Source organism: Mycobacterium pinniadriaticum (assembly GCF_026242045.1).
Taxonomy (GTDB): Bacteria; Actinomycetota; Actinomycetes; order Mycobacteriales; family Mycobacteriaceae; genus Mycobacterium; species Mycobacterium pinniadriaticum.
Genome location: NZ_JAPJDO010000011.1, coordinates 98,344 through 120,392, shown reverse-complemented (window position 1 = coordinate 120,392; position 22,049 = coordinate 98,344). Strand labels below are relative to the sequence as shown.

Below are 22,049 nucleotides of genomic sequence, written 5' to 3'. Positions count from 1 at the left end.
CGGCCACCGTGGTCATCCGCCCGCCGGCCGGCCGATCGCGTGCGGACGGCCCGAATCGTGAACGCCGGTCCGCCGGATGAACGTCATCGCGCGGGTCCGCAGCCGCCAGCCCTGCTCGGTTCGCAGGTAGGTATCGCGGTAGTAGCCGATGCGCATGTCGTGTGCGGAGTGCTCGATGAAGCACAACGGCTGGGTGCCGGTGGCCGAGTCGGGGTCGCTCTGGTCGAACTCGACCAGCGACTCACCGGTCATGAACAACCCCTTCGGGGCGGCGTCGACCAGCTCGGGAAACCGAGCCAGCGAATAGGTTTCACCGAAAGCGCTGTACGTACCGTCCTCGGTGAAGACCTTGACCAGGCCCTCGATGTCCAGCTGGGTGATGGTCACCGCGTAGCGGGCCAGTAGCTGCTGGATCTCGACGATGTCGTCAGTCCGCTTTGTGGACATAGACCCTTCCGCCTTTCATGACGAATCGAACGTCCTTGGTCACGGTGATGTCGGTCAACGGATCACCGGGCACGGCGATGATATCGGCGAGCAGGCCCTCGGCGATCCGCCCCCGGTCGGTGGCGTTGATCAGGTCGGCTCCGACCACGGTGGCCGCCCGCAACACCGCGGCCGGGGGCATGCCCCATTCCACCAGGGTGACCAGCTCGTCGGCGTTCTTGCCGTGCGGGATGGCCGGTGCGTCGGTGCCGACGGCGATCTTCACCCCGGCCTCGTACGCGGCCTTGATGGACGTTTCCGCCTTGGGGAACATCTCGGCGGCCTTGTCCTGCAACACCTTCGGTGCGTGCGAGACATCCATCGCCTGGGCCAGCCTGCGGGTGGTCACCAGGAACCGGTCGTTGTCGACGAGCATCTGGATCGCCTCGTCGTCCATCAGGAACCCGTGCTCGATGCAGTCGATCCCGCATGCCACCGCATGCTTGACCGCCTCGGCCCCGTGGGTGTGTGCGGCCACCCGCAGCCCGCGGCGGTGCGCCTCGTCAACGATGACGCGCAGCTCTTCGTCCGAATAGTGTTGCGCGCCGGCTTCGCCGGTCAGCGACATGACACCGCCGGAACAGCACACCTTGATCAGCTGGGCGCCGTACTTGATCTGGTAGCGCACCGCCTTGCGGATCTCGTCGACGCCGTTGGCGATGCCCTCCTCGACGGTCAACTCGAGCACGCCGGGCATGAAGGCCGCGAACATCGTCGGGTCCAGATGTCCGCCGGTCGGGGTGATGGCGTGGCCGGCCGGAACGATGCGCGGACCTTCGATCAAGCCGGCGTCGATGGCCTTGCCCAGCGCCACGTCGAGCAGGTAACCCCCGGTCTTGACGAACAATCCGAGATTGCGAACCGTCGTGAAGCCGGCATGCAGCGTGCGACGGGCATTGCCGACCGCGCGCAGCACCCGGATCGGTGGATCGTCCTGAACCTGGGAAAGGCCGGGGTTTTCACCCCGGCCACCCATCAGGAGGTTGACCTCCATGTCCATCAGACCGGGCAGCAAGATGTTGTCACCTAAATCGAGCACAGTCGATGACTCCGCGTCGACTTCGCCGCCGACGCCGACGATCCGGTCGCCGTCGACTTTGACAATTCCGGGTCGGACGAGTTCGCCGGAGTCGACGTCGACCAGACCCGCCGCTTTGAGGGTCGTCACGGACAAGTCAGACCACCGGCTCCTTCGTGCATTCGATATACGCCGCGCCGCTGTCGAGCACGCGCGGCTGCTTCCACACCTCGATCGGGAAGGACACCGTCACCAGCGACTGCATCATGTGGATGAGTGCCTTTGCGTCCTCGGGCATTCCGTCCAACGGGAACCGGGAGTCGCAGTAGGCCATGACATCGTCGAGGCGGGGCATCGCCGTGTCGTAGAAGTCCTGCATCTCGGCCATCGTCGAGGACAGGCGCTTCTGATAACGGTCGGGCTCGTGGGGCAGGCACCAGTCGGTGAACCGCTCGAGGTCAGCGAATTCCTCCGGCAACTTCGGCGAAGCCGAATCAGACGAGTTCAGTGGCATTGATCGAATCCTTCTCGGTCTTGGTGGCGTGGCCGTTCGTTAGACCCTTTTCCTTCTTATACGCGTCCACGTAGTCGTGCGCCGTCTTGTGCAGATGACGAAGCAGGATCTCCTGATCGCACAGCGGGAAGTCGGTGACCACCCGGGTGCCGATCTGAGTCTGGGTGGCTTCCAGGGTATTGGCGTCCTGGAATGCGTACTCCTTGAACGTGACCGCCGCCAGCTCGTGGGCGAGCCGCTCCCGGGTATTGGTCGCCGGGACGAAGTAGAGCGTGCATTCGAAGATGTGCTTGTCCACGTCGGTCGGCCAGTAGTGGTAGGTCAGGTACCAGCCCGGAGCCCAGAGCAGCAGGGTGAAGTTGGGGAAGAACTCGAACGAGTCCTGGCCCCAGGCGTGATGGCGCGACGGGTTGACCGCGGGCGGCAGCTCATCGGGCAGGATGCCCTTGATCTTGGGCCGGTCCCACGGTCCGAAGAGTCCGCTGTGCAGCACCCGTTCGATGGGCTTGACCATGCTCTCGTCCTTCGGCGGGCTCATGCCGCCCCAAGACGAGATCATCGAATGCTGACCCTTGATGTCGTAGTGCAGCGCCTCGAAGCCGTAGCCGGCGAGCTTGTCGGCCTCCTCCTTGACCGCCTGCTTCATGTGCAGGATCGGTGCGTGGTAGAACTCGACGAACGCGTCGATGAACAGCTTCCAGTTCGAGCCGACCTCCGCCCGATAGGTGTAGGTCTCCGTCATCTCGTGGAACGGGTAGCCCTCGAGGCCCTTCGCGAAGTCGCCGAGGTAGTCGGTCAGCGGTTCGGCGTTGTCGTCGAAGTTGACGAAGATGAAGCCCTCCCACACCTCGCAGCGCACCGGGACCAGCCCGTAGTCCGCCTTGTCGAGGTCGAAGAATTCGCCTTCCTGCTGCACGAAGGTGAGGTCACCCTTGAGCGAGTACCGCCAGGCGTGGTACTTGCAGGTGAACTGACGGCAGCTGCCCGACACCTCCTCGCCGGGATAGTCGTTCCACACCAGCTTGTTTCCCCGGTGCCGGCACAGGTTGTAGAAGGCACGGACCTCGCCGTCGTTGTCCTTGACGATGATCACCGACGTGCCGGGGCCCGCCGAGGGCATCTCGCGGGTGAAGTAGCTGCCCTTCTTGGGCAGTCGCTCCACACGCCCGAGGTTGAGCCAGCACTTGCGGAAGATGGCCTGCTGCTCCAGCTTCCACTGCTCGGGGTCGATCGAGTCGGTGTAATCGACGGGCGCGGTGCCCAGTTCGGGCCAGTTCTCTGTCCAGCTGCCAGCAGCCGGTTTCGGGAAAAATGCCAACGTACTTACCTTTCGTTCTCGAGTTGTACGCCGAAAGTGTTGAACGCCATGGCCAACATGCCGTAGGCGCCGACGGTGAAGACGAAGTCCATGCGCTGACGCTCGGTGAGGTGCTCGCCGAGTGCGGCCCAGGTTTCGTCGGTGAGATTGGATTTGTCCTCGAGTTCGTCGGTGGCCTGGAGAACCAGCCGGTCGACCTCGTCGTCGGCCTCGCCGCGCCGGACGGCCTCGACGTCGGCGTCGGTCAGTCCCTCCGCCTTGGCCATGTCGACGTGGTGTTCCCACTCGTAGGTGCAGTCCCGTCGATGGGCCACCCGCAGCACCGCCACCTCCCGCAGCCGAGCCGGCAGCGTCGAGCGGAAGAGAAGGTAGACGTTGAATCCCAGGTACGCCTTGGTCAGATCGGGATGGCGCACCAGGGTGGACAGCGCCGTTCCGGCGCCCTCGGGGTTCTGCCGGTCGCGGGGCAGCATGCCCTTCAGTGCGAGCTGCACCTCGTCGTCCCATTGTTCGGCTGGTAGCGGCGTCAGGCGCACCGGTAACCCCCTCTCAAGGTGGAGAATCTCATTCTCATATCCGGATAACAGGTTTCCACGATCTTGCCGGAAGGTCAATCCCCGCACCTGAGCAGGGCGGAAAATTCGAGGTCGGGAGGGTGTGTCGGGGTGTCAGCCTACGGTCGCGACCTCCCGGTAAGGCGATTACCAGATGTTGATTCTCGCGGAATGAGAAGCTAGTTTCCATATTGAGGGCAGCCACGGAAGGAACCGCAATGCGCAAAGAGGACATGATCCTGATCAGCGTCGACGACCATATCGTTGAGCCGCCCGACATGTTCAAGAACCATCTGCCGAAGAAGTACGTCGACGACGCGCCCCGGCTGGTCCACAATCCCGACGGCTCGGATGCGTGGCGCTTCCGCGACACCGTCATCCCCAATGTCGCGCTGAACGCGGTGGCCGGCCGACCCAAGGAGGAGTACGGCCTGGAACCGCAGGGCCTCGACGAGATCCGGCCCGGCTGCTACAACGTCGACGAGCGGGTCAAGGACATGAACGCCGGGGGCATCCTCGGGTCGATGTGCTTCCCGTCGTTCCCGGGCTTCGCCGGCCGGTTGTTCGCCACCGAGGATCCGGAATTCTCGCTGGCACTGGTGCAGGCCTATAACGACTGGCACGTCGAGGAGTGGTGCGGGGCCTATCCGGCGCGCTTCATTCCGATGACACTGCCCGTGATCTGGGATCCGGTGGCATGTGCCGCCGAGATCCGACGCAATGCCGCCCGAGGTGTGCATTCGCTGACGTTCAGCGAGAACCCGGCGGCGATGGGCTACCCGAGCTTCCACGATTTCGAGCACTGGAAGCCGATGTGGGATGCGCTCGTCGACACCGACACCGTGCTCAACGTGCACATCGGATCGTCGGGCAAGCTGGCGATCACGGCGCCCGATGCGCCGATGGACGTGATGATCACCCTGCAGCCGATGAACATCGTGCAGGCCGCGGCGGATCTCTTGTGGTCCCGGCCGATCAAGGAGTACCCCGACCTCAAGATCGCCTTGAGTGAGGGCGGGACCGGGTGGATCCCGTATTTCCTGGAGCGCGCCGACCGCACCTACGAGATGCACTCGACGTGGACCGGTCAGGACTTCGGCAAGAAGAAGCCGTCGGAGATCTTCCGGGATCATTTCCTGACCTGCTTCATCTCCGATCACGTTGGTGTGCAGTTGCGTAACGACATCGGCATCGACAACATCTGCTGGGAAGCCGACTACCCACACAGCGACTCGATGTGGCCCGGCGCGCCTGAACAGCTCGATGAGGTCTTGAAGAAGCACGACGTGCCCGATGACGAGATCAACAAGATGACCTACCAGAACGCGATGCGCTGGTATCACTGGGATCCGTTCGCTCATATCGCGAAGGAACAAGCCACCATTGGTGCACTGCGCAAGGCGGCCGAGGGCCACGACGTGTCGATTCAGGCGCTGAGCCACCACAAGAAGGGCGAGCGGGGCGGCAGTGCCTTGATGGACGCCGCGAAGGCGAACAGCGGTAGCTAGTCCCGCGGTGTAATCGTTGATCGTCGGTGCGAGTGCGCCTCGCACCGACGATGGCGGGTGTGGTCTCGGCGACCACTGAAAGGAACTGGAGGACAACATGTCTTCAGGCATGAGCTTCGAGCTGACCGAAGACCAGGAACTCATCCGCAAGTCGGTGCGGGAGTTGTCGGCTCGCTTCGACGACCAGTACTGGATGGAGAAGGACCAGGCGCACGAGTTCCCTTTAGCGTTCTACGACGCGATTGCCAAGGGCGGCTGGCTCGGGATGACCATCCCGGAGGAGTACGGCGGCCACGGGCTCGGTATCACCGAGGCGACGTTGCTCGCCGAGGAGGTCGCCCGGTCGGGCGGCGGGATGAACGCCGCCAGCGCGATCCACATGTCGATCTTCGGCATGCAACCGGTCGTGGTGTTCGGCTCCGACGAGATGAAGGCGGCGACATTGCCGCGGATCGTCAACGGTGATCTGCACGTCTGTTTCGGTGTCACCGAACCCGGCGCCGGACTGGACACTTCGCGTATCACTACGTTCGCCAAACGCAGTCGCGACAATTCCGGCGAACATTACATAGTCAACGGGCGCAAGGTGTGGATCTCCAAGGCGCTGGAATCCGAGAAGATCCTGTTGCTCACCCGGACCGAGAGCCGCGAGGACGTTGAAAAGCGGGGAGGCAAGCCGACAGAAGGTCTCTCCCTGTTCCTCACCGACCTCGACCGGGACCACGTCGATATCCGTCCCATCAAGAAGATGGGACGCAACGCGGTGAGCTCCAACGAGCTGTTCATCGACGATCTGCGGATCCCGGTCTCCGACCGCATCGGCGACGAGGGCAAGGGCTTTTCCTACATCCTGCACGGGCTGAACCCGGAGCGAATGCTGATCGCCGCCGAGGCGCTGGGCATCGGGCGGGTTTCGCTGGATCGCGCGGTCAAGTACGCCAACGAGCGCGTGGTGTTCGACCGGCCGATCGGGATGAACCAGGGCATTCAGTTCCCGCTGGCGGATTCGCTGGCACGTTTGGACGCAGCTGAGCTGATCCTGCGTAAGGCGACCTGGCTCTACGACAACGGAAAGTCGTGCGGCCGCGAAGCCAACATGGCCAAATACCTGTGCGCGGATGCCGGGTTCGCGGCGGCCGACCGCGCGCTGCAGACCCACGGCGGCATGGGCTATTCCGAGGAGTACCACATCTCCCGGTTCTTCCGGGAGGCGCGCCTGATGAAGATCGCGCCCGTCAGTCAGGAGATGATCCTGAACTTCCTCGGCGCGAACGTTCTCGGCCTGCCCAAGAGCTACTAGTGGCCAGTGTCTGCGCCGACCGTATGGTGATCTGATGAGTTCTGCGCATGGACCGGCCGCCCCGCTGGCCGGTATCACCATCGTGGCTCTGGAGCAGGCCGTGTCGGCACCGATGTGCACGCGCGTCCTGGCTGACTTCGGGGCTCGCGTGATCAAGGTCGAGAACCCGGCCGGCGGGGACTTCGCCCGCCATTACGACGATGTCGTCAACGGCCCGGGCGGCCTTGCGGCCCATTTCGTCTGGGCCAACCGCAACAAGGAATCGATTGCGCTGGACCTCAAATCAGCCGAGGGCATCGAGATCCTGCATCAGCTGCTCGACCGCGCCGATGCGGTGGTGTCGAATCTGGCCCCGGGCTCCACTTCGCGACTCGGCATCTCACCCGAGCAGCTGCGCGAACGGCACCCCCACGTGATCGCCGTCGAGATCGACGGCTACGGGGCCGGCGGCCCGCTGTCGAACAAGCGCGCCTACGACCTGCTGGCGCAATCGGAATCCGGATCGTGCGCGGTGACCGGCTATCCCGGCAAACCGGCCAAGCCCGGACCGCCGATTGCCGACATCTCCACCGGGCTGTACTCGGCGTTGTCGATCATGGCGCTGCTCATCTCCCGCGACGGCCGGGAGCGCAGAGGCGCGGCGGTCAGCGTGAGCCTGTTCGACACGATGATGGACCTGATGGGATATCCGCTGACGTACGCACAGCACTCCGGAATCGACCAACAACCGTTGGGGATGAGCTCGCCTGCCGTGGCGCCGTACGGTGCCTACGACACCGCCGATCATCAGACCGTCGTGCTGGGTACCACCAACGACCGGGAATGGCAACGGTTGGCGCGGGAGATCATCGAACGGCCCGATCTTGCCGACGACCCGCGCTTCGCCTCCAACTCGGATCGCGTCGCCAATCGCGAGGTGCTCGACGACGCCATTCAAAGCTGGTGTGCACAGCACGATCTCGCGCACATCCAGACGACAGCCGACGCCGCGGGCATCGGCAACGCCCGGTACAACCTGCCCAGCGAGGTTCTTGCGCACCCGCAGTTGTCCGACCGTGATCGCTGGCGGACGGTACAGACCACCGCCGGTCCGATCCAAGCGATCCTGCCGCCGCCGATCATCGAAGACTACGAGCAGCCGATGGGTCCGGTGCCCGGCCTCGGTGAGCACACCGACGCGCTGCTGACCGAATTGGGCTTGTCCGACAACGAAATCGGCAGGCTGCGCGAGCAGGGCGCCGTCGCATGAACCATCGTCAGAAGTAAGGAGCAGCCATGCGGGAAACGGTGATCGTCGAAGCGGTGCGCACTCCGGTCGGTAAGCGAAACGGCGGGCTGTCCGGCATGCATGCCGCCGACCTGTCGGCGGTGGTGCTGAACGCGCTCGCCGAGCGCATCGGGCTCGACCCCGCGACGGTCGACGATGTGGTGTGGGGCTGCGTATCCCAGGTCGGCGACCAATCGAGCAATATCGGCCGCTTTTCGGTTCTGGCCGCCGGCTGGCCGGAAGCCATTCCCGGGACCACGGTCAATCGGGCGTGCGGATCCAGCCAGCAGGCACTCGATTTCGCCGCCCAGGCGGTCATGTCCGGCCAACAGGACGTGGTGGTCGCCGGCGGCGTCGAGGTGATGAGCCGGGTTCCGCTCGGCTCGGCCCGCGCCACCGGCATGCCCTACGGCCCCAGGGTGCTCGAGCGCTACCACGACTTCTCGTTCAACCAGGGCATCTCGGCGGAGATGGTCGCCGAGAAGTGGGGGTTCTCCCGCACGGATGTCGACGAGTTCTCGGTGCGCAGCCACGAACTGGCCGCCGCGGCACAGGATCGCGGGGCCTTCGCCGACCAGATCGTTCCGGTGGCAACCGACGGGGGTGTGGTGAGCGCCGACGAGGGCATCCGCCGGGGGACCACCGTCGAGAAACTGGCCGCGCTCAAACCGGCATTCACCGAGGATGGTGTCATCCATGCTGGCAACTCGTCGCAGATCTCCGACGGCGCGGCCGCTCTTCTGGTCACCACCGCCGAATACGCTGCCGCACAGGGCTGGACGCCGCTGGCCCGCTACGTCGCCGGTGCGGTCGCCGGCGCCAATCCGGTGATGATGCTCACCGGTCCGATCCCGGCGACGCAGAAGGTGCTGGGCAAGACCGGGCTGGGCATCGACGATATCGGGGTGTTCGAGGTCAACGAGGCGTTCGCGCCGGTGCCGATGGCCTGGCAGGCCGAAACCGGTGCCGCGACCGAGCGGCTGAACCCGCTGGGCGGCGCGATCGCACTGGGCCATCCGCTGGGCGGGTCGGGGGCAGTGCTGATGACCCGGATGCTGTACCACATGCGAGACAACGGAATTCGCTACGGACTGCAGACGATGTGCGAAGGCGGCGGCACCGCCAACGCCACCATCGTCGAGCTGCTCGGAGAGTATTGATGCGCCGCGATCTGTTCACCGAGGACCACGAGGCGTTTCGCCAGCTCGCCCGCGACTTCATCGAGAAGGAAGTCGTGCCTGCCTACCCGCAGTGGGAGAAGGCGGGTCGGATGCCACGCGAGACGTTCGCGAAGCTCGGCGAGACCGGGATCATGGGGGTCACCCTGCCCGAGGAGTACGGCGGCGGCGGCCAGGACGACTACCGCTACAACGTGGTGCTGCAGGAAGAAGCCGCCCGCGCACTGGTCACCTTGTCGACGGTGCGCACCCAGCTCGAGGTGATCCTGCCGTATTTTCTGCACTACGCGAATGACGAACAGCGCGCCCGCTGGTTTCCCGGACTCGCGGCCGGGACGCTGCTCACCGCGGTCGCCATGACCGAGCCGGGCACCGGGTCGGACCTGGCCGGGGTGCGTACGACGGCGGTGCGGGACGGTGACGACTACATCGTCAACGGCGCGAAGACCTTCATCACCGGCGGTATGCAGGCCGATCTGGTGGTCGTGGTGGCGCGCACCTCCACCGATCCGGACAACCGGCGCGCCGGGCTGACCCTGCTGGTCGTCGAGGACGGGATGGCGGGCTTCACCCGCGGGCGCGAGCTGGAGAAGATGGGCTGCAAGGTGCAGGACACCGCCGAGCTGTCGTTCGTCGACGTGCGGGTGCCGGCCACCAACGTGCTGGGGGCCGACGGCCAGGCGTTCAGCTACCTGGGCCACAACCTGGCCCAGGAACGGCTCACCGTGGCGGTCGGCTCGGTGGCCCAAGCCCGCTCGGCGATCGCTGCCGCCATCGAATACACGCGGAGCCGCAAGGCATTTGGCACGCCCGTCGCGTCGTTTCAGAACACCAAGTTCGAACTCGCCGCCTGCTCGACAGAGGTGGAGGCGGCCCAGGCCATGCTTGACCGGGCGGTATCCCTGCATGTCGAAGGTGAGCTCAGCGGCGCCGACGCGGCCCGGGTCAAGCTGTTCTGCACCGAGGTGCAGCAGCGGGTGATCGATCGCTGTCTGCAGCTCTTCGGCGGCTACGGCTACATGATGGAGTATCCGATCGCCCGCCTCTACACCGATGCGCGAGTGGCCCGGATCTACGCCGGCACCAGTGAGGTCATGAAGGTGATCATCGCCAAATCGCTGGGGTTATAGCGGCGCGTCACATTTCTGTACCGATCGGTGCTGAAGTGTTATGGTTCCTCGTATGACGGCACATCGGGAGTCGGGGCAGGTTGTCCTCATCACTGGCGGCACGTCCGGTATCGGCTTGAGCCTGGCCGAAGCCTTCCTGGATCAGGGTGCTGCGGTAGCGGTCTGCGGACGATCGCTGCCGGCTCTGGAGAGTTTCTCGCGGGCTCACCCAGATGAGCTGGCCGTCCAGGCTGACGTGACGGTTGCTGAGGCGAGGGCTGCGCTGCTCGATGCGGTAGCCGCTCGGTTCGGTCGGCTTGACGTGCTGATCAACAATGCGGGCACGTTTGTCGAACGAGACTTTGTCTCGGGCGTCGACGCCACCCATGATCTCGAAGATGAAGTCGCCCTGAACCTTACAGCACCCATTCAGCTGACCGGTGAGGCTTTGCGGCGCTGGCCGGCGCTCGCCGCGATCGTCTTTGTCACGTCGGGTTTCGCCTTGGTTTCTCCCTCCCGCGCGCCGACCTATGGTGCGGTCAAAGCAGGACTGCATGGCTTCGCCGAGGGGCTGCGTCGGCAGCTTGAGCCCACGAAAACCCATGTCCTCGAACTTCTTCCGCCCGCCACCGACACGCCGATGAATGCCAACCTCGAGGGCAAGAAAATGTCGCCGGCGGTTGTGGCGGCAGTGACCCTCAAGGCCTTGGAGCGCCGCAGGCCAATGGCTCTGCCGGGCTCGACCAAGCTGCTCCCGACGATGTTGCGGCTCACTCCGAACACCGTTGCGCGCGCGGTCGCCAAGATGTGATGCCCGACGTGAACGGCCTCAGGCCGACGGCCAGTTTCGCAGCGCGACGGCGGCGACGTGGTGAAGGTCGTCGGGACTGGCGCCGGCCGCGGCTTGAACGGCGATGCCGTTGGACACCGTCATGACGTAGCGTGCCAACACACCGGGATCGGCGCCCGGTGGCAGGTCGCCTTCGTCAAGTGCGCGTTGAAATCGCTCGCGCAGCCGAGAGACTGCCTCGTTGCGCAATTCGGTGAGCATGTCGCGAATCGCGCGGGCGGACTTGCCGGCGGCGAGGGAGCCTTGGACGGTCAAGCAGCCTGTTGGGCCGGTCGGACTGGTGGTGGCCTTGATTGATCCCTCCAGAATGGCCGCGGCTACCTTTCGCGCGGTCGGTTCCTGCAACGCGCGGGGGCCGTAGGAGGCTGGGCCTTCGGCGTAGCGCTGCAGAGCCTGGGCGAACAGATCTTCCTTGTTGCCGAACGCGGCGTACATGCTTGTGCGTCTGATGCCCATCGCGTCCGTCAGGTCGGTGAGGCTCGCACCTTCGTAGCCCTGTTCCCAGAAAACCCGCATGGCGCAATCAAGGGCTTCGTCAGCGTCGAATGTGCGCGGGCGCCCGATCGCCGCTTTCTTGCCACTCTCCATGCGATCGACCGTACCGCTTTTGCACCGATAGGTACGAAAGTCCGCACTGTGCCGGGCGCCGCCGAATCTTTTTCCGTTGAGACCCTTGTCACACTGCCCCAAACCAACCTACTGTGTGTTCACTAGGTTGGTCTGAGGAAGGGAGTGCAGTGACGGCAACCCGTCCGTACGCAACCCTGCTGGCTAAGGGTGAGGACCGCAAGCAACGGATTCTCGACGTCGCGCAGCGGCTTCTCGCACGCAACGGCTGGCGCAACACCACGTTGGCTCAGATCGCTCGGGAGGCCGGCGTCACCGCTGCCGGCTTGCTGCACCACTTTGAATCCAAGGAGCAGCTGCTGCACGCCGTGCTCGATGCTCGTGATGCCGATGACAGCGAGCATGCCGACTACCTGACCGGTGACCTCATCGAGGGCATTGCCAATGCCGCCGACCGGTTCGATCGATCACCGCAGCTCGTTGGCACCTTCGCGGTGCTGATGGTGGAGAACATCGCGCCCGACGCCCCGCTGCACGATCGCCTGGTGGACCGCTACCGGCAGGCGGTGGACATCATCGCGGACCGGATCCGTGGCGGTCAGGCCGCCGGCCGCTATCGACAAGACGTGAACCCGGCCCGCAAGGCCGTGGAAATCCTGGCATTTGTGAACGGAATGGAGACCTCATGGCTACTCGACCCGTCGATACCGCTGACCGACGTGTTCCGGGAGTACTCCAGGTCGCTGGCGAGCCAACTGAGACCGGCCGCCGAATCATGAGATACCGGCTCGACATCGTCGCGCCGACGGTCGCTGAGGCGGTGCAGCACGCCGGTGGCTGGATGTTCGACCGGGTGATGGCCGGCTGGGACGTCAACGTTCTCCTCGCCCATCCCGGTGACACCCGCCCGCTGTCGATCCTGGGTGCCCAGACCCTCGATTTCGAATCCGTTCTCGCGGCCGGTGACGACCAGCCGCACCCGCAGGCACTGGCGGTCGCCGCTGACCTCGTCGACGCCGATGCCAGGGTCCGCGAGGGCGTGCTGCGAGCACTGGATTACGGCATGACCGAGGTGGCCCTGTGGGGCGAGGTGCGCCCGGCCGGACTCGACCGCAACGTCGACTCGGTCGAGCACCGGCTCAGCTCTGCGGCGCGGGTGTTCAAAGCGCAGGCGCTGGCCGCGGCCGCGGTCGACGACATCGCGGTGACCCCGACCGAGAGCTTCCGCAGCGGCGCCATGAGCTGCCCGCCGATCGGCGCCGACCTGGTTCCCGTCGGCTGAGGGTCGCTGAGCGCTATTCCTTGATCGAGATCGCCTGCCGGGGGCACTGGCGCACCGCGTCGCGAACCTGTGCCTCGTTCTCCGGGGTCACCTCGTCGTTGAGGACGTGCAGGTAATCCTGGTCGTCGACCTGGAACACCTCCGGGATGATCCCCATACAGATCGCGTTGGCCTCACACAGGCCGAAATCCACTTCAATCTTCATCGCAGCACCTTCACCGGTACGTGTGAATAGCCGGCGACGTTCTGCATCTGGACCCGTCGCAGGCCATCCCATTGCACTTCGTAGCGTGGCATGAAGTCGAGCAATTTCTCCAGTGCGATGGCACTCTCCATGCGGGCCAGGGCGGCGCCCAGGCAACTGTGGATGCCGTAGCCGAGGCCGAGGTTCTGCGCCTCGGTGCGGTCGCGGTCGATGTCGAAGGTGTCGGCGTCGGTGAAGGCTGCCGAGTCCCGGTTGGCCGACGCCATCAGCAGAAACACCGGTTTACCGGCCGGAATCTTCCCGCTGGGCACTTCGGTGTCCCGCAGCGTGTAGCGGACGTTGTATTGCACCGGGCCTTCGTATCGGAGCAGTTCCTCCACCGCCGCCGGGATCTTGTCGCGGTCGTCGAGCAGTTTCTGCCACTGGTCGGGGAAGCGGGCGAAGTTGACGACGGCGGTGCCCATCAGCTTGGTCACCGTCTCGGCACCCGCACCGCCGAGAAGCGTTGCGAAACCGCAGATCTCGATGTCGTCGAGGCGACGCAGGTTGCCGTCGTCATCGGGGATCTCCGCGGCGATCAGGCGGCTGATCATGTCGTCCTGCGGATTCTCGCGACGCTCCTGCACCAGGCCGTAGTAGTAGATCGCGGTATCGACGTTGGCCTGCATTCCGGCTTCGCTGTAACCGATCTGCCCGGGCTCACGGGACAGGCTGGTGTCGATCCAGTGCCGAACCTGCTGGCGGTATTCCTCGGGCACCCCGGCCATCCGGGTGATGACCTCGACCGGGAAGGGCCCCGAGAAGTCCTGCACCACGTCGAACGCATCCGGATTGGCCGCTGCCAAGTACTGATCGACCAGTTCGATGACCACTTCGCGCTGGGACTGCACTGCGCGTGGGGTGAAGGCCTTGTTCAGCAGGCTGCGCATGTGACGGTGCTCGGGCGGATCCATGAAGATGATCGACTTCTGCGGTGGCTCGTCACCCTTGACCATGGCCAGATCGCAACCCCGGGACGACGAGAAGCTTTCGTGGTCCTTCAGCGCCGCCGAGACGTCCTCGTGCCGTGAGATTGCGTAGAAGTCCTCTTTGGCGTCGTAATAAAGCGGCGCCTCGTCCCGCATCCGACGGTAGATGTCGAACGGGTTGTTGAAGTACTCCTGCGAGAACGGATCGAAAACGAGTTCGGCCTGGGTCATTGCGTTCTCCTCCGAGGCGAGAGCTGGGCGATAAGCGTTACGGAAGGCTGGCTAATTGTAACGCTAACAGTGGGGCATTAGGGAGTGCGGAAAATGACTAAATCACCTGATTTCCGCCGGTGTCAGACCGGCGTTCACCACATCGTCGAGCAGGCCGAGGTCACTGCCCAGATCGGCCACCGTCGCCCGGACGACGGCGACGTCTTTACCGATGAATTCGCCGACGGCGCCGATGAATCCGGCCGCCGAGCCGACGCGGGCGATGGAGCTCAGGGCGAAGCTGGCACCGCTACCGTGGGGTAGCGCGCTCAGCAGGGTGGACTCGTCGACGCCGAGCCGGTCGCCCAGCCGGACCGCCTCGGCCACGGTTCCGATCTGCGCGGCGAACAGCGCGTTGTTGATCAGTTTGACGCGTTGACCGAAACCGAGGGGCCCGACGTGCAACACCGGATCGCCGTAGCTGGACAGCACCGGATTCGCCAGCTGCACAGCATCGTCGTCGCCGCCGACGAACAACGTCACGGTCCCCGCGGCGATGTCATGCGGTCCGCCGCTGACCGGCGCGTCGAGGACGCCGATACCGCGCGTACCGGCCGATCCGGCGATGGCCTCGGCGGTGCTCGGGCTGCCGGTGGTGTGCAGGACCAGTACCGAACCGGGATGCATGGCGCCCAGCAGGTCATCGGTCAGGCAGACCTGGCGCACCTGGTCGTCGGTGAACACACAGACCACCACCGCGTCGGCGTCGCGAGCGAGCTCGGTCAGGTTGTCGGCCGGTGTGGCGCCCAACTCTTCTGCAGCAGCAAGCTTTTCGGGCGTGCGGCCCAGCACCGTGACGTCATGGCCGGCATCGAGCAGACGGCGCACCATCGGTGCGCCCATTCGGCCGGCACCGACGAAGCCGATGTTCATCGCGGGTTGTCCATCAACCTCAGCGCCGCGTCGGCGGCATCGAGGACGGCGCCGGGTTGCACACCCGCCTTCTCAGCGATGCCGGCGATCAGACTGACGTCCTTGTGCAGAAGCCCCGCCGCGACCTGCTTGAGCACATCGAGACTGCCCCCGAACCGGGCCACGCTGCCCAGCGCGAAGCTGTTGGCCGAGCCTCTGGTGATGACCTCGGCCAGGTTCTCCGGTGCCACGCCCAGCGCGGCGCCGAGGTCGAGTGCGGTTTTGGCGGTGGCGATGTTGGCGGTGAACAGCAGGTTGTTCAGCAGCTTGGTGACCTGCCCGGCGCCGACGCCACCGAGGTGGACGATGGGGTCGGCGTAGGTGGCGAACACCGGGCGAACCTTCTCCACAACGGCGTCGTCACCGCCGATCATCACCAGCAGCTTGCCCTCTTCGGCGGCCGGGCCGCCGCCGCTGACGGGCGCGTCGAGGACCGACACCCCCTGGGCGGCCGCCGTCTCGGCCAGTTGCCGGCAGGTGTCCGGATGCACCGTGGCATGCACGGCGATGATGCCGCCGGGCTGCAGTCCGGTCAGCACACCGTTGTCGCCGGTGGCCACCTCGAGCACGTCGGCATCACCAACCACACACAGGCACACCAGGTCGCTGCCCTCGGCCAGCTCGGCCGGTGAGGCCGCCACGGTGGCCGCGGTGTCGGCGAACGGCTCCACCGAAGCAGCGCGCCGAGCCCACAGCGTGGTCGGGTAGCCACCCTCGACGATCCGGCGCGCCATGGGCGCACCCTGGCTGCCCAGTCCGATGAATCCGACTCGCATTGACCGGCCTCCTAATTCACATCAGCGGTGATGCATTGCTCCACGAATGACAAGATGCTCGAATGATATTGCGCCGCCGCGACACCCAGGCTCAGGTTGTGACCGGCGCCCGGCTGGTGGTGCAGCTCGACGCGCGGTGACGTGGTGAACAAGGCGGCGATGTCGGCCAGCGCCGCCGGAGTGGAGTCCCACACCCGTTCGTGCTCGGCAGCGGTGAACCGCACGGGTACGGTGACGTTGCCGGCCAATGCGGCGAAGTCGCGGCCGGCCCAGTTGGCCGATATCTGCCCCTCCTGGGGCGGCGCGCCGGCGGATCCGACGGCGTTGACGACGTCGGCGGGGTACAGCTCTTCGGGTGCCCAGATGAGCTCCCGGATTCCCGCGGGCCGGTAGGTGGGCGTCGCTTGTTTGAGAATCATTGCGGCGGATGGGTATTGGCGCAGTCCGGTGCCGGCCAATTCGAGACCCAGCAGGTCCCGGCCGCGCTCGTCGACCGCCATCCGTAACGCCAGCTCGCAGCCGTTGGAATGGGCCATGACGAACAGGCCGGCGCCGCGGTCCCGCTTGCCGAGGATCGCATCGACGGCCGCATAGGCTAGTTCGACCCGGCGGCTCGGCTCCCACATCTCCTCGGAGTACGGGGCCGACGCGCCGTAACCCGGCCGGTCCAGTGCCACCGCGCTGAAACCTGCTGCGGCGGCGCAGCGTAGCAGCGACAGCTCCGGATGGCCCGGGCAGTCGTAATAAGCCGCCGAGGACGCACCGCCGTGCAGGGCGACGATGACCGCTCGTGGATTGGCGGCCTCGGAGAACAACCCCGACATCGGTATCCCGCCGACGGGGACCACCCGGCGGGTTGGCACCTGATCGCTAGTCATCGACCCGCATCAACAGCACCCCGCTCGGCGTCAAACCGCCGCTGCTGGCCACCGCGACTTTGGCATCGGCGACCTGCCGCTCGCCGGCCTCGCCCCGAAGCTGGCTGACGGCCTCATGGATCAGGCCCATGCCGTGGGTCCGCCCATGCGACAGCTGGCCGCCGTGGGTGTTCAGCGGCAGCACCCCGTCACGGGCGATGTTGGTGCCGCCGTCCAGGAAGTCCTTCGCCTCGCCGATACCGCAGAACCCCAGCGCCTCGATCCATGACAGGCAGTTGAAGGTGAACCCGTCGTAGAGCTCGGCGACGTCGACGTCACCGGGACGCAACGATGTTCGTGTCCACATGTGCGCCGATTGTCCGAGTACCTGCGGTTCGTGGGTGAGTGTCGTCTGATCCCAGTCCGTGCGTTCCACGATCTGCGTGCCCACCGCCTCGAACAGCACCGGCGGCTTGGGCATGTCGCGGGCGGTCTCCACTGCCGAGACGATCACGGCAACGGCGCCGTCACACGGTACGTCGCAGTCATAGAGCCCGAACGGCGTGGTGATCGGCCGCGCCGACAGATAGTCGTCCATGGTCATCGGGTCGCGGTAGATGGCGGTCGGATTCAATGCCGCGTTGGCGCGCTGATTGAGCGCGATCCAGCCCAGGGTCTCGCGGGTGGTGCCGTAGCGGGCAAAGTGGCGTTGGGCATTGAGGGCCAACGTGTGTGCCGCCGAGGTGGCACCGAACGGCATCTGCCAGCTGGTGGTGCGCAGACCGCCGGGGGGAGCCATCTTGCCCTGCTTGAGCAGCTCCTGGAACGTCGACTCCCACAGGGTGCGGAAGCACAGCACGTGCCGGGCCATCCCCGTTGCGACGGCCATCATGGCGGCGATCACCGACCCGCCCGGGCCGAAGGTGTCCATGCCGCCGTTGATCCACGTCGGCCGCAACCCCAGTGCGCCTTCCAGAGCGGTCACGCCGCCCTCGCCCATTCCGGCGATGTCGAGGCCCGGGTAGGTGGACAGGCCATCGATATCGGAGAAGGTCAGACCCGCGTCGGCGACGGCGGCCTCGCAGGCCTCGATGGTCAGCGCCAGCGGGTTCGCCATCAGCCGCCGTCCGAGCCGCGATGCGCCGATACCCGTGATCGCGGAACGCTCCTCGAACTTGGTGGTCGTCAGCGGCGGCCGGACGTGTTTGGCGAAGTCCTGCGGGGGGATCTCGTCGACCGGAGTCTCGGCGATCTGCTTGGGGGTGACCGGGCGGAACAGCGGAAGGTAGACGTCGTCGTTCTGTTCGAAGACGACCTCGACCAGCTGGCCCAGCTCCAGGTCCTCAGGCTCGGCGTCGATGATGTTGGTGGTCAGTCGGACCCGCGGATCCTCCTGAATCGCCACCTGAGCCACCACGTAGGGCGCCGGCAGTCCCGGAATGCTGAACCGCTGATTGACCGTAAATGCCGACAGCACCGCCAGACCACTGACCGGCCGGGCCTTCAGGTCGTGGCTGCCGCAATACCGGCACACCGGTTGTGGCGGATGGATCAGGGACGTACAGCCCTGGCACTCCTGGATACGCAGCGTGCCGTCGGCGCCGGCGGTCCAGAAGAACTCGTTCTCACCTGTGATCTGGGGCAGGGGAGCGCGGCTCACTGGGCGAAGCCCCAGCGGGCCTCGAATAGCGGGGTCTCGTCGGCCGTCGCTGCCGCCGGGTCCGGCCGGGTCTCGCCATCGAATTCGTTGTCGCTGATCTCGATGATCGCGTGCACCGGGCAGTCGAACAACGCTCGCAAGACGTCATCGCGGTCGGCCTCGGCGACGGTGCCGTCACCGACCAGGGACGCATACCCCCAGTCGTCGAGCGAGAAGTGATTCGGCGCGTGCTTGGCGCAGGCTCCGAAGCCGTCGCAGATCGTCCGGTCCAGCCGGATTCGCATGTTCGGACTCATGGCTGTGTCACCGCCTCCACTTCGTAGGGACGCTGGGCGCTGAAGGCGGCTGACCCGCAGGGATCGCAGGCACCGGCCAGATGCGCTTCGACGGCCTCTGGGAAATGCTTGAGCAGGCTGCCCGCCACATTGGCCGCCCCGTCCAGGGTGGCGCAGGCACCCCGGCCGCGAAGCACGACCGACCACCGCTGCAGCCGGGCGACATCCTCGGCGGTCGCAGCACCGTCGCGCAGCGCGCCGGCGGCTGCGGCCATCGCCGCGGTGCCGTTGAAGCACGACCCGCACTGCCCGGCGTTCTCGCGGTCGAAGTAGGCCAGCACCGAGGCGGCCACCGCCACCGGGCAGTCATCGGTCAAGATCGCGACCGCGCCGCATCCCAGGCCGCAGCCCAGCTGGCGGAACGTCTCGTGGTCAAGGGTGGTGCCGAGTACGTCGCGGTTCAGCAGTCCCGCGAAGTAGCCGCCCATCAACGCCCCCTGCACCGAGTCCGGTGAAACACCGTGGAGCGTCAGCAGATCCGCGAACGGCATGCCGTGCGGCACTTCGTAAAGCGCAGGTGGTCGGCCCGCGCCGGTGACCGTCATCAGGAAGGTGCCCGGCGAGGCCGCCGTGCCCGCCGAGCGGAACGCGGCGGCGCCGTGCCGCTGGAGATACGGCAGGTTCGCCAGGGTTTCGACGTTGCTGACCAGGGTGGGATGACCGGAGACGCCGTGCTGGAAGGGTCGCGGTGGCTTGTCGGTCGGTTTGGCCGGGCCGCCGTTGACGGCCCGGACTGCCGCGGTCTCCTCACCCGCGACGTACCCGGGTGTCACGGTCACGATCGAAATATCCAGGCCGCCAAAGGTGTCGAAGCCGACCTCGTCAAGTCCGGCGTCAATGGAGCGCGCCGCCTCCGAATCGGACACGTAGACGTAGGCGCGCTGCGCGCCCACCATCCGCGCGGCGAGTCGCACGCCGTCGAGCACGAGATGCGGGCGATGGCGCAGTAGCCAGCGGTCCTTCACCGAAGCGGGCTCGCCTTCCTCGCCGTTGGCGAGCACCACAGTCTCGTGGCCGCGGGTGTGCGCGGCACGCACGGTGCGCAGTTTGACCGCGAGCGGGAATGCGGCGCCGCCGCGGCCCAGCACGCCGGCGGCTTCCACCTCGGCGAGCAGGGTTTCCACGTTCTCCAACAACTCGTACCCGCCGCTCGACAGGTAGGCACTGTGCGTTTCCACTGTCGCGGGCAGCCGCAACAACCGGGGTGTACAGCCGGGAGCGCTGGCGACGGTCAAGGCCGTGCCCGCCGGCGCGGTTGCATTCATCGGTCACCTCTTCTGATTCGGGCACTCGGCACTGGGTCGCTAGGCTGAGGCGTATGAGAACGGCTGTGGTGCGCGTCGATGTCGACCCGTCCGGCGCGCTGACGCCGGCGCAGCTCACCGACGGCGTTGCGGCGCTGCGCACCCTTGCCGGTCACGACGGCGTGACCGTGGTCGACAACAACCTGGCCTCGATGCCGCGCGGGCGCCGGGAAGCCGAACTGCTGATCAGCAACTCCGCGGCCGCCGAGCCGGAGGAACTCAGGCGCGTCGCGATCACCTTGTGCGCCAGAGCATTCGGAACTGACCCGGTGACCGGTGTGTTGACCTATGTCAGCCGGGGAACCGACGAGGACGCCCACGGGGTGCTCGCAGGATTCGGATTGCGCGGCGAGATCGACCGCACCGCGGGTGACGACGGTTACGACATCATTCACGTGTCCTTGCGCAAGGCCGATATGGCTCGCATCCCGGAGAGCAGGGTCCACACCGCCCTGGAGGCCTCGACCAACTGCGAGATCCACATCCACCTGATCTGAGCCCAACCGATCGCTCATCGGCCGAGGAAGTCCAGAATTGCCGGGGCTGCCTGCACCCAGGTGTCGAACATGTTGAATCGCTTGACCTTCCCCGACGCACGGTCCTCGCCGGCGCGCTCCCAGGCATCTTCCGGCCAGGGCGGGTCGATCAGCGTGGAACCCTTGATCAGGCAGTTGACCTCCAGCGACGTACGTTTGGGGTGGTCCCAGTCGTTCTCGCCGCCGCGGATGATGAGGGTGGGAACCTTGATGTCACCGAAGAACTCGTCGTCGACGCCGGGAATCGCCTGTCCGGGCTTGGGGACGAACGCGTTGAGCCAGCGCAGCATGACCCGGAGGAACTCATCGGGGTCCATAGCCAGAATCCGGTCTTTGTTGGCCGGGTTCTCGGCGATGCGTTCTTTCCATTCATCCACGTGTAGAAGGCCTTTGATGCCCAGGCCGCGAACCGCCAGGATGCTCGGCACCAGATAGTACGAGCCCAGCACGAAGCTGCCGTAGACACCGCCCACGATGTTCCAGGCCACCAGCTTGGTGACGATCTCGGGGTAGAGAATTGTCGTGAGAATCGAGTCGCGGGCGCCGCCGGAGCCGCCGGCGATCACGCACGGACCGATGCCCAGCCCGGTGATCAACGCGTGCAACGTCGCGGCACGCATGTGGGATTCGCTCTGTCCGTAGAACTGAAGGTCGGACTTTCCGCAGTTGGGCCGGTCCCAGAGCAGGACCCGGTAACCGCCCTTGACCAACTCCTCGGCCAGCGGACGCAACCCTTCGATGTCCTTGCTGTATCGGCCGCCCGGCGTAAGGGCGATGAAATCGCCCTTGTCGCCCAGGATTTCGTAGACGACGTTACCGCCGTTGATCTCCAGCACCTGCTCGCCGTCGCGCAGCTGCGGACCCGCGGTCACCGGTGTGCTCATGCCATCACGAGAACGTCGTCGCCCACCACGCGGACCGGGTAGGTGCGGATGCTCCATTCCGGCTTGACCGCGGTGGTGCCGGTCGCCAGCTCGAAGCCCCACTGGTGCCAGGGGCAGTAGATGAATTCCATGTCACGGACCATCACCGCGTCACCGGGGACGCTTTCGTCGACGATGTTGCGTCCACGGGGGCGTCCCGAACACAGTGGTCCACCCTCGTGCGGACAGTAGTTCGCGATGGCGTAGAACGTGCCGTTGACGTTGTACACACCAACGCCGTGCCGACCGATCGGCACCAATTTGTGTGTGCCCGGAGGGATCTCGTCGACCGTGGCGACTACATGCTCTCGGCCCTGCGCCAGGCGGGGCTGCTTCTCGATATTGGTCATCT

25 protein-coding genes are annotated in these 22,049 nt (G+C 65.9%); 9 read left to right on the top strand and 16 right to left on the bottom strand.

Going from position 1 to position 22,049, the window contains the following annotated elements; all coding sequences use genetic code 11:
* Positions 1 to 12: 12 nt before the first annotated feature.
* Genes ORI27_RS15155 through ORI27_RS15135 form a run of 5 tightly spaced genes read right to left on the bottom strand, consistent with a single transcriptional unit; the run spans position 13 to position 3,872 of the window.
* Positions 13 to 447, bottom strand: coding sequence for a nuclear transport factor 2 family protein (locus ORI27_RS15155; RefSeq protein ID WP_265997662.1), 435 nt, complete (start codon positions 445 to 447; stop codon positions 13 to 15).
* Positions 428 to 1,654 carry a metal-dependent hydrolase family protein gene (locus ORI27_RS15150; RefSeq protein WP_265997800.1) on the bottom strand — a complete coding sequence of 409 codons (1,227 nt, stop codon included), beginning with the start codon at positions 1,652 to 1,654 and terminating at the stop codon, positions 428 to 430. Before ORI27_RS15150 ends, ORI27_RS15155 begins: the two co-directional genes overlap by 20 nt.
* 7 nt (positions 1,655 to 1,661) lie before the next feature.
* Positions 1,662 to 2,018, bottom strand: coding sequence for a hypothetical protein (locus tag ORI27_RS15145; protein WP_265997663.1), 357 nt, complete (start codon positions 2,016 to 2,018; stop codon positions 1,662 to 1,664).
* Entirely contained in the window at positions 1,999 to 3,336 is a 1,338-nt protein-coding gene (locus tag ORI27_RS15140) for an aromatic ring-hydroxylating oxygenase subunit alpha (protein ID WP_265997664.1), read from the bottom strand. The genes ORI27_RS15145 and ORI27_RS15140 overlap by 20 nt, the downstream gene beginning before the upstream one ends.
* Before the next feature lie 5 nt (positions 3,337 to 3,341).
* Positions 3,342 to 3,872, bottom strand: coding sequence for a carboxymuconolactone decarboxylase family protein (locus tag ORI27_RS15135; protein ID WP_265997665.1), 531 nt, complete (start codon positions 3,870 to 3,872; stop codon positions 3,342 to 3,344).
* 236 nt (positions 3,873 to 4,108) lie between these two features.
* On the opposite strand from ORI27_RS15135, the gene ORI27_RS15130 reads away from it, so the two are divergent.
* From ORI27_RS15130 to ORI27_RS15105, 6 genes are all read left to right on the top strand, one after another.
* Positions 4,109 to 5,398, top strand: coding sequence for an amidohydrolase family protein (locus ORI27_RS15130; protein WP_265997666.1), 1,290 nt, complete (start codon positions 4,109 to 4,111; stop codon positions 5,396 to 5,398).
* A 109-nt stretch (positions 5,399 to 5,507) separates the two neighbouring features.
* Positions 5,508 to 6,698, top strand: coding sequence for an acyl-CoA dehydrogenase family protein (locus ORI27_RS15125; protein ID WP_266073986.1), 1,191 nt, complete (start codon positions 5,508 to 5,510; stop codon positions 6,696 to 6,698).
* A 34-nt stretch (positions 6,699 to 6,732) separates the two neighbouring features.
* The gene (locus tag ORI27_RS15120; protein WP_265997668.1) at positions 6,733 to 7,947 is read left to right on the top strand and encodes a CaiB/BaiF CoA transferase family protein; all 1,215 of its coding nucleotides are present in this window, start codon (positions 6,733 to 6,735) and stop codon (positions 7,945 to 7,947) included.
* A 26-nt stretch (positions 7,948 to 7,973) separates the two neighbouring features.
* Positions 7,974 to 9,125, top strand: coding sequence for a thiolase family protein (locus tag ORI27_RS15115; RefSeq protein ID WP_265997669.1), 1,152 nt, complete (start codon positions 7,974 to 7,976; stop codon positions 9,123 to 9,125).
* On the top strand, positions 9,125 to 10,273 hold the full coding sequence (locus ORI27_RS15110) for an acyl-CoA dehydrogenase family protein (protein WP_265997670.1): 1,149 nt from the start codon (positions 9,125 to 9,127) through the stop codon (positions 10,271 to 10,273). The genes ORI27_RS15115 and ORI27_RS15110 overlap by 1 nt, the downstream gene beginning before the upstream one ends.
* Before the next feature lie 52 nt (positions 10,274 to 10,325).
* The gene (locus ORI27_RS15105) at positions 10,326 to 11,063 is read left to right on the top strand and encodes an SDR family NAD(P)-dependent oxidoreductase (protein WP_265997671.1); all 738 of its coding nucleotides are present in this window, start codon (positions 10,326 to 10,328) and stop codon (positions 11,061 to 11,063) included.
* 18 nt (positions 11,064 to 11,081) lie between these two features.
* Here ORI27_RS15105 and ORI27_RS15100 read toward each other — a convergent pair whose 3' ends face one another.
* On the bottom strand, positions 11,082 to 11,690 hold the full coding sequence (locus ORI27_RS15100; RefSeq protein WP_265997672.1) for a TetR/AcrR family transcriptional regulator: 609 nt from the start codon (positions 11,688 to 11,690) through the stop codon (positions 11,082 to 11,084).
* A 149-nt stretch (positions 11,691 to 11,839) separates the two neighbouring features.
* Between ORI27_RS15100 and ORI27_RS15095 the strand changes: the two genes are divergently transcribed.
* Both ORI27_RS15095 and ORI27_RS15090 read left to right on the top strand, forming a co-directional pair.
* Positions 11,840 to 12,448 (top strand): TetR/AcrR family transcriptional regulator, encoded by a 609-nt coding sequence (locus ORI27_RS15095; RefSeq protein WP_265997673.1) that lies wholly within the window; start codon positions 11,840 to 11,842, stop codon positions 12,446 to 12,448.
* Positions 12,445 to 12,951 (top strand): hypothetical protein, encoded by a 507-nt coding sequence (locus tag ORI27_RS15090; protein WP_265997674.1) that lies wholly within the window; start codon positions 12,445 to 12,447, stop codon positions 12,949 to 12,951. Before ORI27_RS15095 ends, ORI27_RS15090 begins: the two co-directional genes overlap by 4 nt.
* Before the next feature lie 13 nt (positions 12,952 to 12,964).
* Here ORI27_RS15090 and ORI27_RS15085 read toward each other — a convergent pair whose 3' ends face one another.
* From ORI27_RS15085 to ORI27_RS15050, 8 genes are all read right to left on the bottom strand, one after another.
* Positions 12,965 to 13,156 carry a ferredoxin gene (locus tag ORI27_RS15085; RefSeq protein WP_265997675.1) on the bottom strand — a complete coding sequence of 64 codons (192 nt, stop codon included), beginning with the start codon at positions 13,154 to 13,156 and terminating at the stop codon, positions 12,965 to 12,967.
* Positions 13,153 to 14,355, bottom strand: a complete 1,203-nt coding sequence (locus ORI27_RS15080) for a cytochrome P450 (RefSeq protein ID WP_265997676.1) — start codon at positions 14,353 to 14,355, stop codon at positions 13,153 to 13,155. The genes ORI27_RS15085 and ORI27_RS15080 overlap by 4 nt, the downstream gene beginning before the upstream one ends.
* Positions 14,356 to 14,457: 102 nt before the next feature.
* Positions 14,458 to 15,267 carry an NAD(P)-dependent oxidoreductase gene (locus ORI27_RS15075; RefSeq protein WP_265997677.1) on the bottom strand — a complete coding sequence of 270 codons (810 nt, stop codon included), beginning with the start codon at positions 15,265 to 15,267 and terminating at the stop codon, positions 14,458 to 14,460.
* Positions 15,264 to 16,082, bottom strand: a complete 819-nt coding sequence (locus ORI27_RS15070) for an NAD(P)-dependent oxidoreductase (protein ID WP_265997678.1) — start codon at positions 16,080 to 16,082, stop codon at positions 15,264 to 15,266. Before ORI27_RS15070 ends, ORI27_RS15075 begins: the two co-directional genes overlap by 4 nt.
* Before the next feature lie 11 nt (positions 16,083 to 16,093).
* On the bottom strand, positions 16,094 to 16,960 hold the full coding sequence (locus ORI27_RS15065) for an alpha/beta fold hydrolase (RefSeq protein ID WP_265997679.1): 867 nt from the start codon (positions 16,958 to 16,960) through the stop codon (positions 16,094 to 16,096).
* On the bottom strand, positions 16,953 to 18,599 hold the full coding sequence (locus ORI27_RS15060; protein ID WP_265997680.1) for a thiolase C-terminal domain-containing protein: 1,647 nt from the start codon (positions 18,597 to 18,599) through the stop codon (positions 16,953 to 16,955). The genes ORI27_RS15065 and ORI27_RS15060 overlap by 8 nt, the downstream gene beginning before the upstream one ends.
* Complete coding sequence (locus tag ORI27_RS15055; RefSeq protein ID WP_265997802.1) at positions 18,596 to 18,883, bottom strand: ferredoxin; 288 nt, start codon at positions 18,881 to 18,883, stop codon at positions 18,596 to 18,598. Before ORI27_RS15055 ends, ORI27_RS15060 begins: the two co-directional genes overlap by 4 nt.
* Positions 18,884 to 18,891: 8 nt before the next feature.
* Positions 18,892 to 20,199, bottom strand: coding sequence for an NADH-ubiquinone oxidoreductase-F iron-sulfur binding region domain-containing protein (locus ORI27_RS15050; protein ID WP_265997682.1), 1,308 nt, complete (start codon positions 20,197 to 20,199; stop codon positions 18,892 to 18,894).
* A 53-nt stretch (positions 20,200 to 20,252) separates the two neighbouring features.
* Here ORI27_RS15050 and ORI27_RS15045 point away from each other — a divergent pair, with 53 nt between their 5' ends.
* A complete protein-coding gene (locus ORI27_RS15045; RefSeq protein WP_265997683.1) occupies positions 20,253 to 20,735 on the top strand; it encodes a hypothetical protein in 483 nt (160 codons plus the stop codon).
* Positions 20,736 to 20,749: 14 nt separating this feature from the next.
* On the opposite strand, the gene ORI27_RS15040 is transcribed toward ORI27_RS15045, so the two are convergent.
* Positions 20,750 to 21,658 carry an alpha/beta fold hydrolase gene (locus tag ORI27_RS15040; RefSeq protein WP_265997684.1) on the bottom strand — a complete coding sequence of 303 codons (909 nt, stop codon included), beginning with the start codon at positions 21,656 to 21,658 and terminating at the stop codon, positions 20,750 to 20,752.
* On the bottom strand, positions 21,655 to 22,047 hold the full coding sequence (locus ORI27_RS15035; RefSeq protein WP_265997685.1) for a Rieske (2Fe-2S) protein: 393 nt from the start codon (positions 22,045 to 22,047) through the stop codon (positions 21,655 to 21,657). The genes ORI27_RS15040 and ORI27_RS15035 overlap by 4 nt, the downstream gene beginning before the upstream one ends.
* Positions 22,048 to 22,049: the final 2 nt, after the last annotated feature.

Excerpts from the sequence above, each read along its gene's own strand:
- ORI27_RS15080 (WP_265997676.1), bottom strand. The coding sequence starts at position 14,355 with ATGACCCAGGCCGAACTCGTTTTCGATCCGTTCTCGCAGGAGTACTTC.
- ORI27_RS15110 (WP_265997670.1), top strand. The coding sequence starts at position 9,125 with ATGCGCCGCGATCTGTTCACCGAGGACCACGAGGCGTTTCGCCAGCTC.
- ORI27_RS15155 (WP_265997662.1), bottom strand. The coding sequence starts at position 447 with ATGTCCACAAAGCGGACTGACGACATCGTCGAGATCCAGCAGCTACTG.
- ORI27_RS15090 (WP_265997674.1), top strand. The coding sequence starts at position 12,445 with ATGAGATACCGGCTCGACATCGTCGCGCCGACGGTCGCTGAGGCGGTG.
- ORI27_RS15145 (WP_265997663.1), bottom strand. The coding sequence starts at position 2,018 with ATGCCACTGAACTCGTCTGATTCGGCTTCGCCGAAGTTGCCGGAGGAA.
- ORI27_RS15120 (WP_265997668.1), top strand. The coding sequence starts at position 6,733 with ATGAGTTCTGCGCATGGACCGGCCGCCCCGCTGGCCGGTATCACCATC.
- ORI27_RS15035 (WP_265997685.1), bottom strand. The coding sequence starts at position 22,047 with ATGACCAATATCGAGAAGCAGCCCCGCCTGGCGCAGGGCCGAGAGCAT.
- ORI27_RS15125 (WP_266073986.1), top strand. The coding sequence starts at position 5,508 with ATGAGCTTCGAGCTGACCGAAGACCAGGAACTCATCCGCAAGTCGGTG.
- ORI27_RS15100 (WP_265997672.1), bottom strand. The coding sequence starts at position 11,690 with ATGGAGAGTGGCAAGAAAGCGGCGATCGGGCGCCCGCGCACATTCGAC.
- ORI27_RS15050 (WP_265997682.1), bottom strand. The coding sequence starts at position 20,199 with ATGAATGCAACCGCGCCGGCGGGCACGGCCTTGACCGTCGCCAGCGCT.
- ORI27_RS15070 (WP_265997678.1), bottom strand. The coding sequence starts at position 16,082 with ATGCGAGTCGGATTCATCGGACTGGGCAGCCAGGGTGCGCCCATGGCG.
- ORI27_RS15055 (WP_265997802.1), bottom strand. The coding sequence starts at position 18,883 with ATGCGAATCCGGCTGGACCGGACGATCTGCGACGGCTTCGGAGCCTGC.
- ORI27_RS15065 (WP_265997679.1), bottom strand. The coding sequence starts at position 16,960 with ATGACTAGCGATCAGGTGCCAACCCGCCGGGTGGTCCCCGTCGGCGGG.
- ORI27_RS15045 (WP_265997683.1), top strand. The coding sequence starts at position 20,253 with ATGAGAACGGCTGTGGTGCGCGTCGATGTCGACCCGTCCGGCGCGCTG.
- ORI27_RS15085 (WP_265997675.1), bottom strand. The coding sequence starts at position 13,156 with ATGAAGATTGAAGTGGATTTCGGCCTGTGTGAGGCCAACGCGATCTGT.
- ORI27_RS15105 (WP_265997671.1), top strand. The coding sequence starts at position 10,326 with ATGACGGCACATCGGGAGTCGGGGCAGGTTGTCCTCATCACTGGCGGC.
- ORI27_RS15040 (WP_265997684.1), bottom strand. The coding sequence starts at position 21,658 with ATGAGCACACCGGTGACCGCGGGTCCGCAGCTGCGCGACGGCGAGCAG.
- ORI27_RS15115 (WP_265997669.1), top strand. The coding sequence starts at position 7,974 with ATGCGGGAAACGGTGATCGTCGAAGCGGTGCGCACTCCGGTCGGTAAG.
- ORI27_RS15075 (WP_265997677.1), bottom strand. The coding sequence starts at position 15,267 with ATGAACATCGGCTTCGTCGGTGCCGGCCGAATGGGCGCACCGATGGTG.
- ORI27_RS15130 (WP_265997666.1), top strand. The coding sequence starts at position 4,109 with ATGCGCAAAGAGGACATGATCCTGATCAGCGTCGACGACCATATCGTT.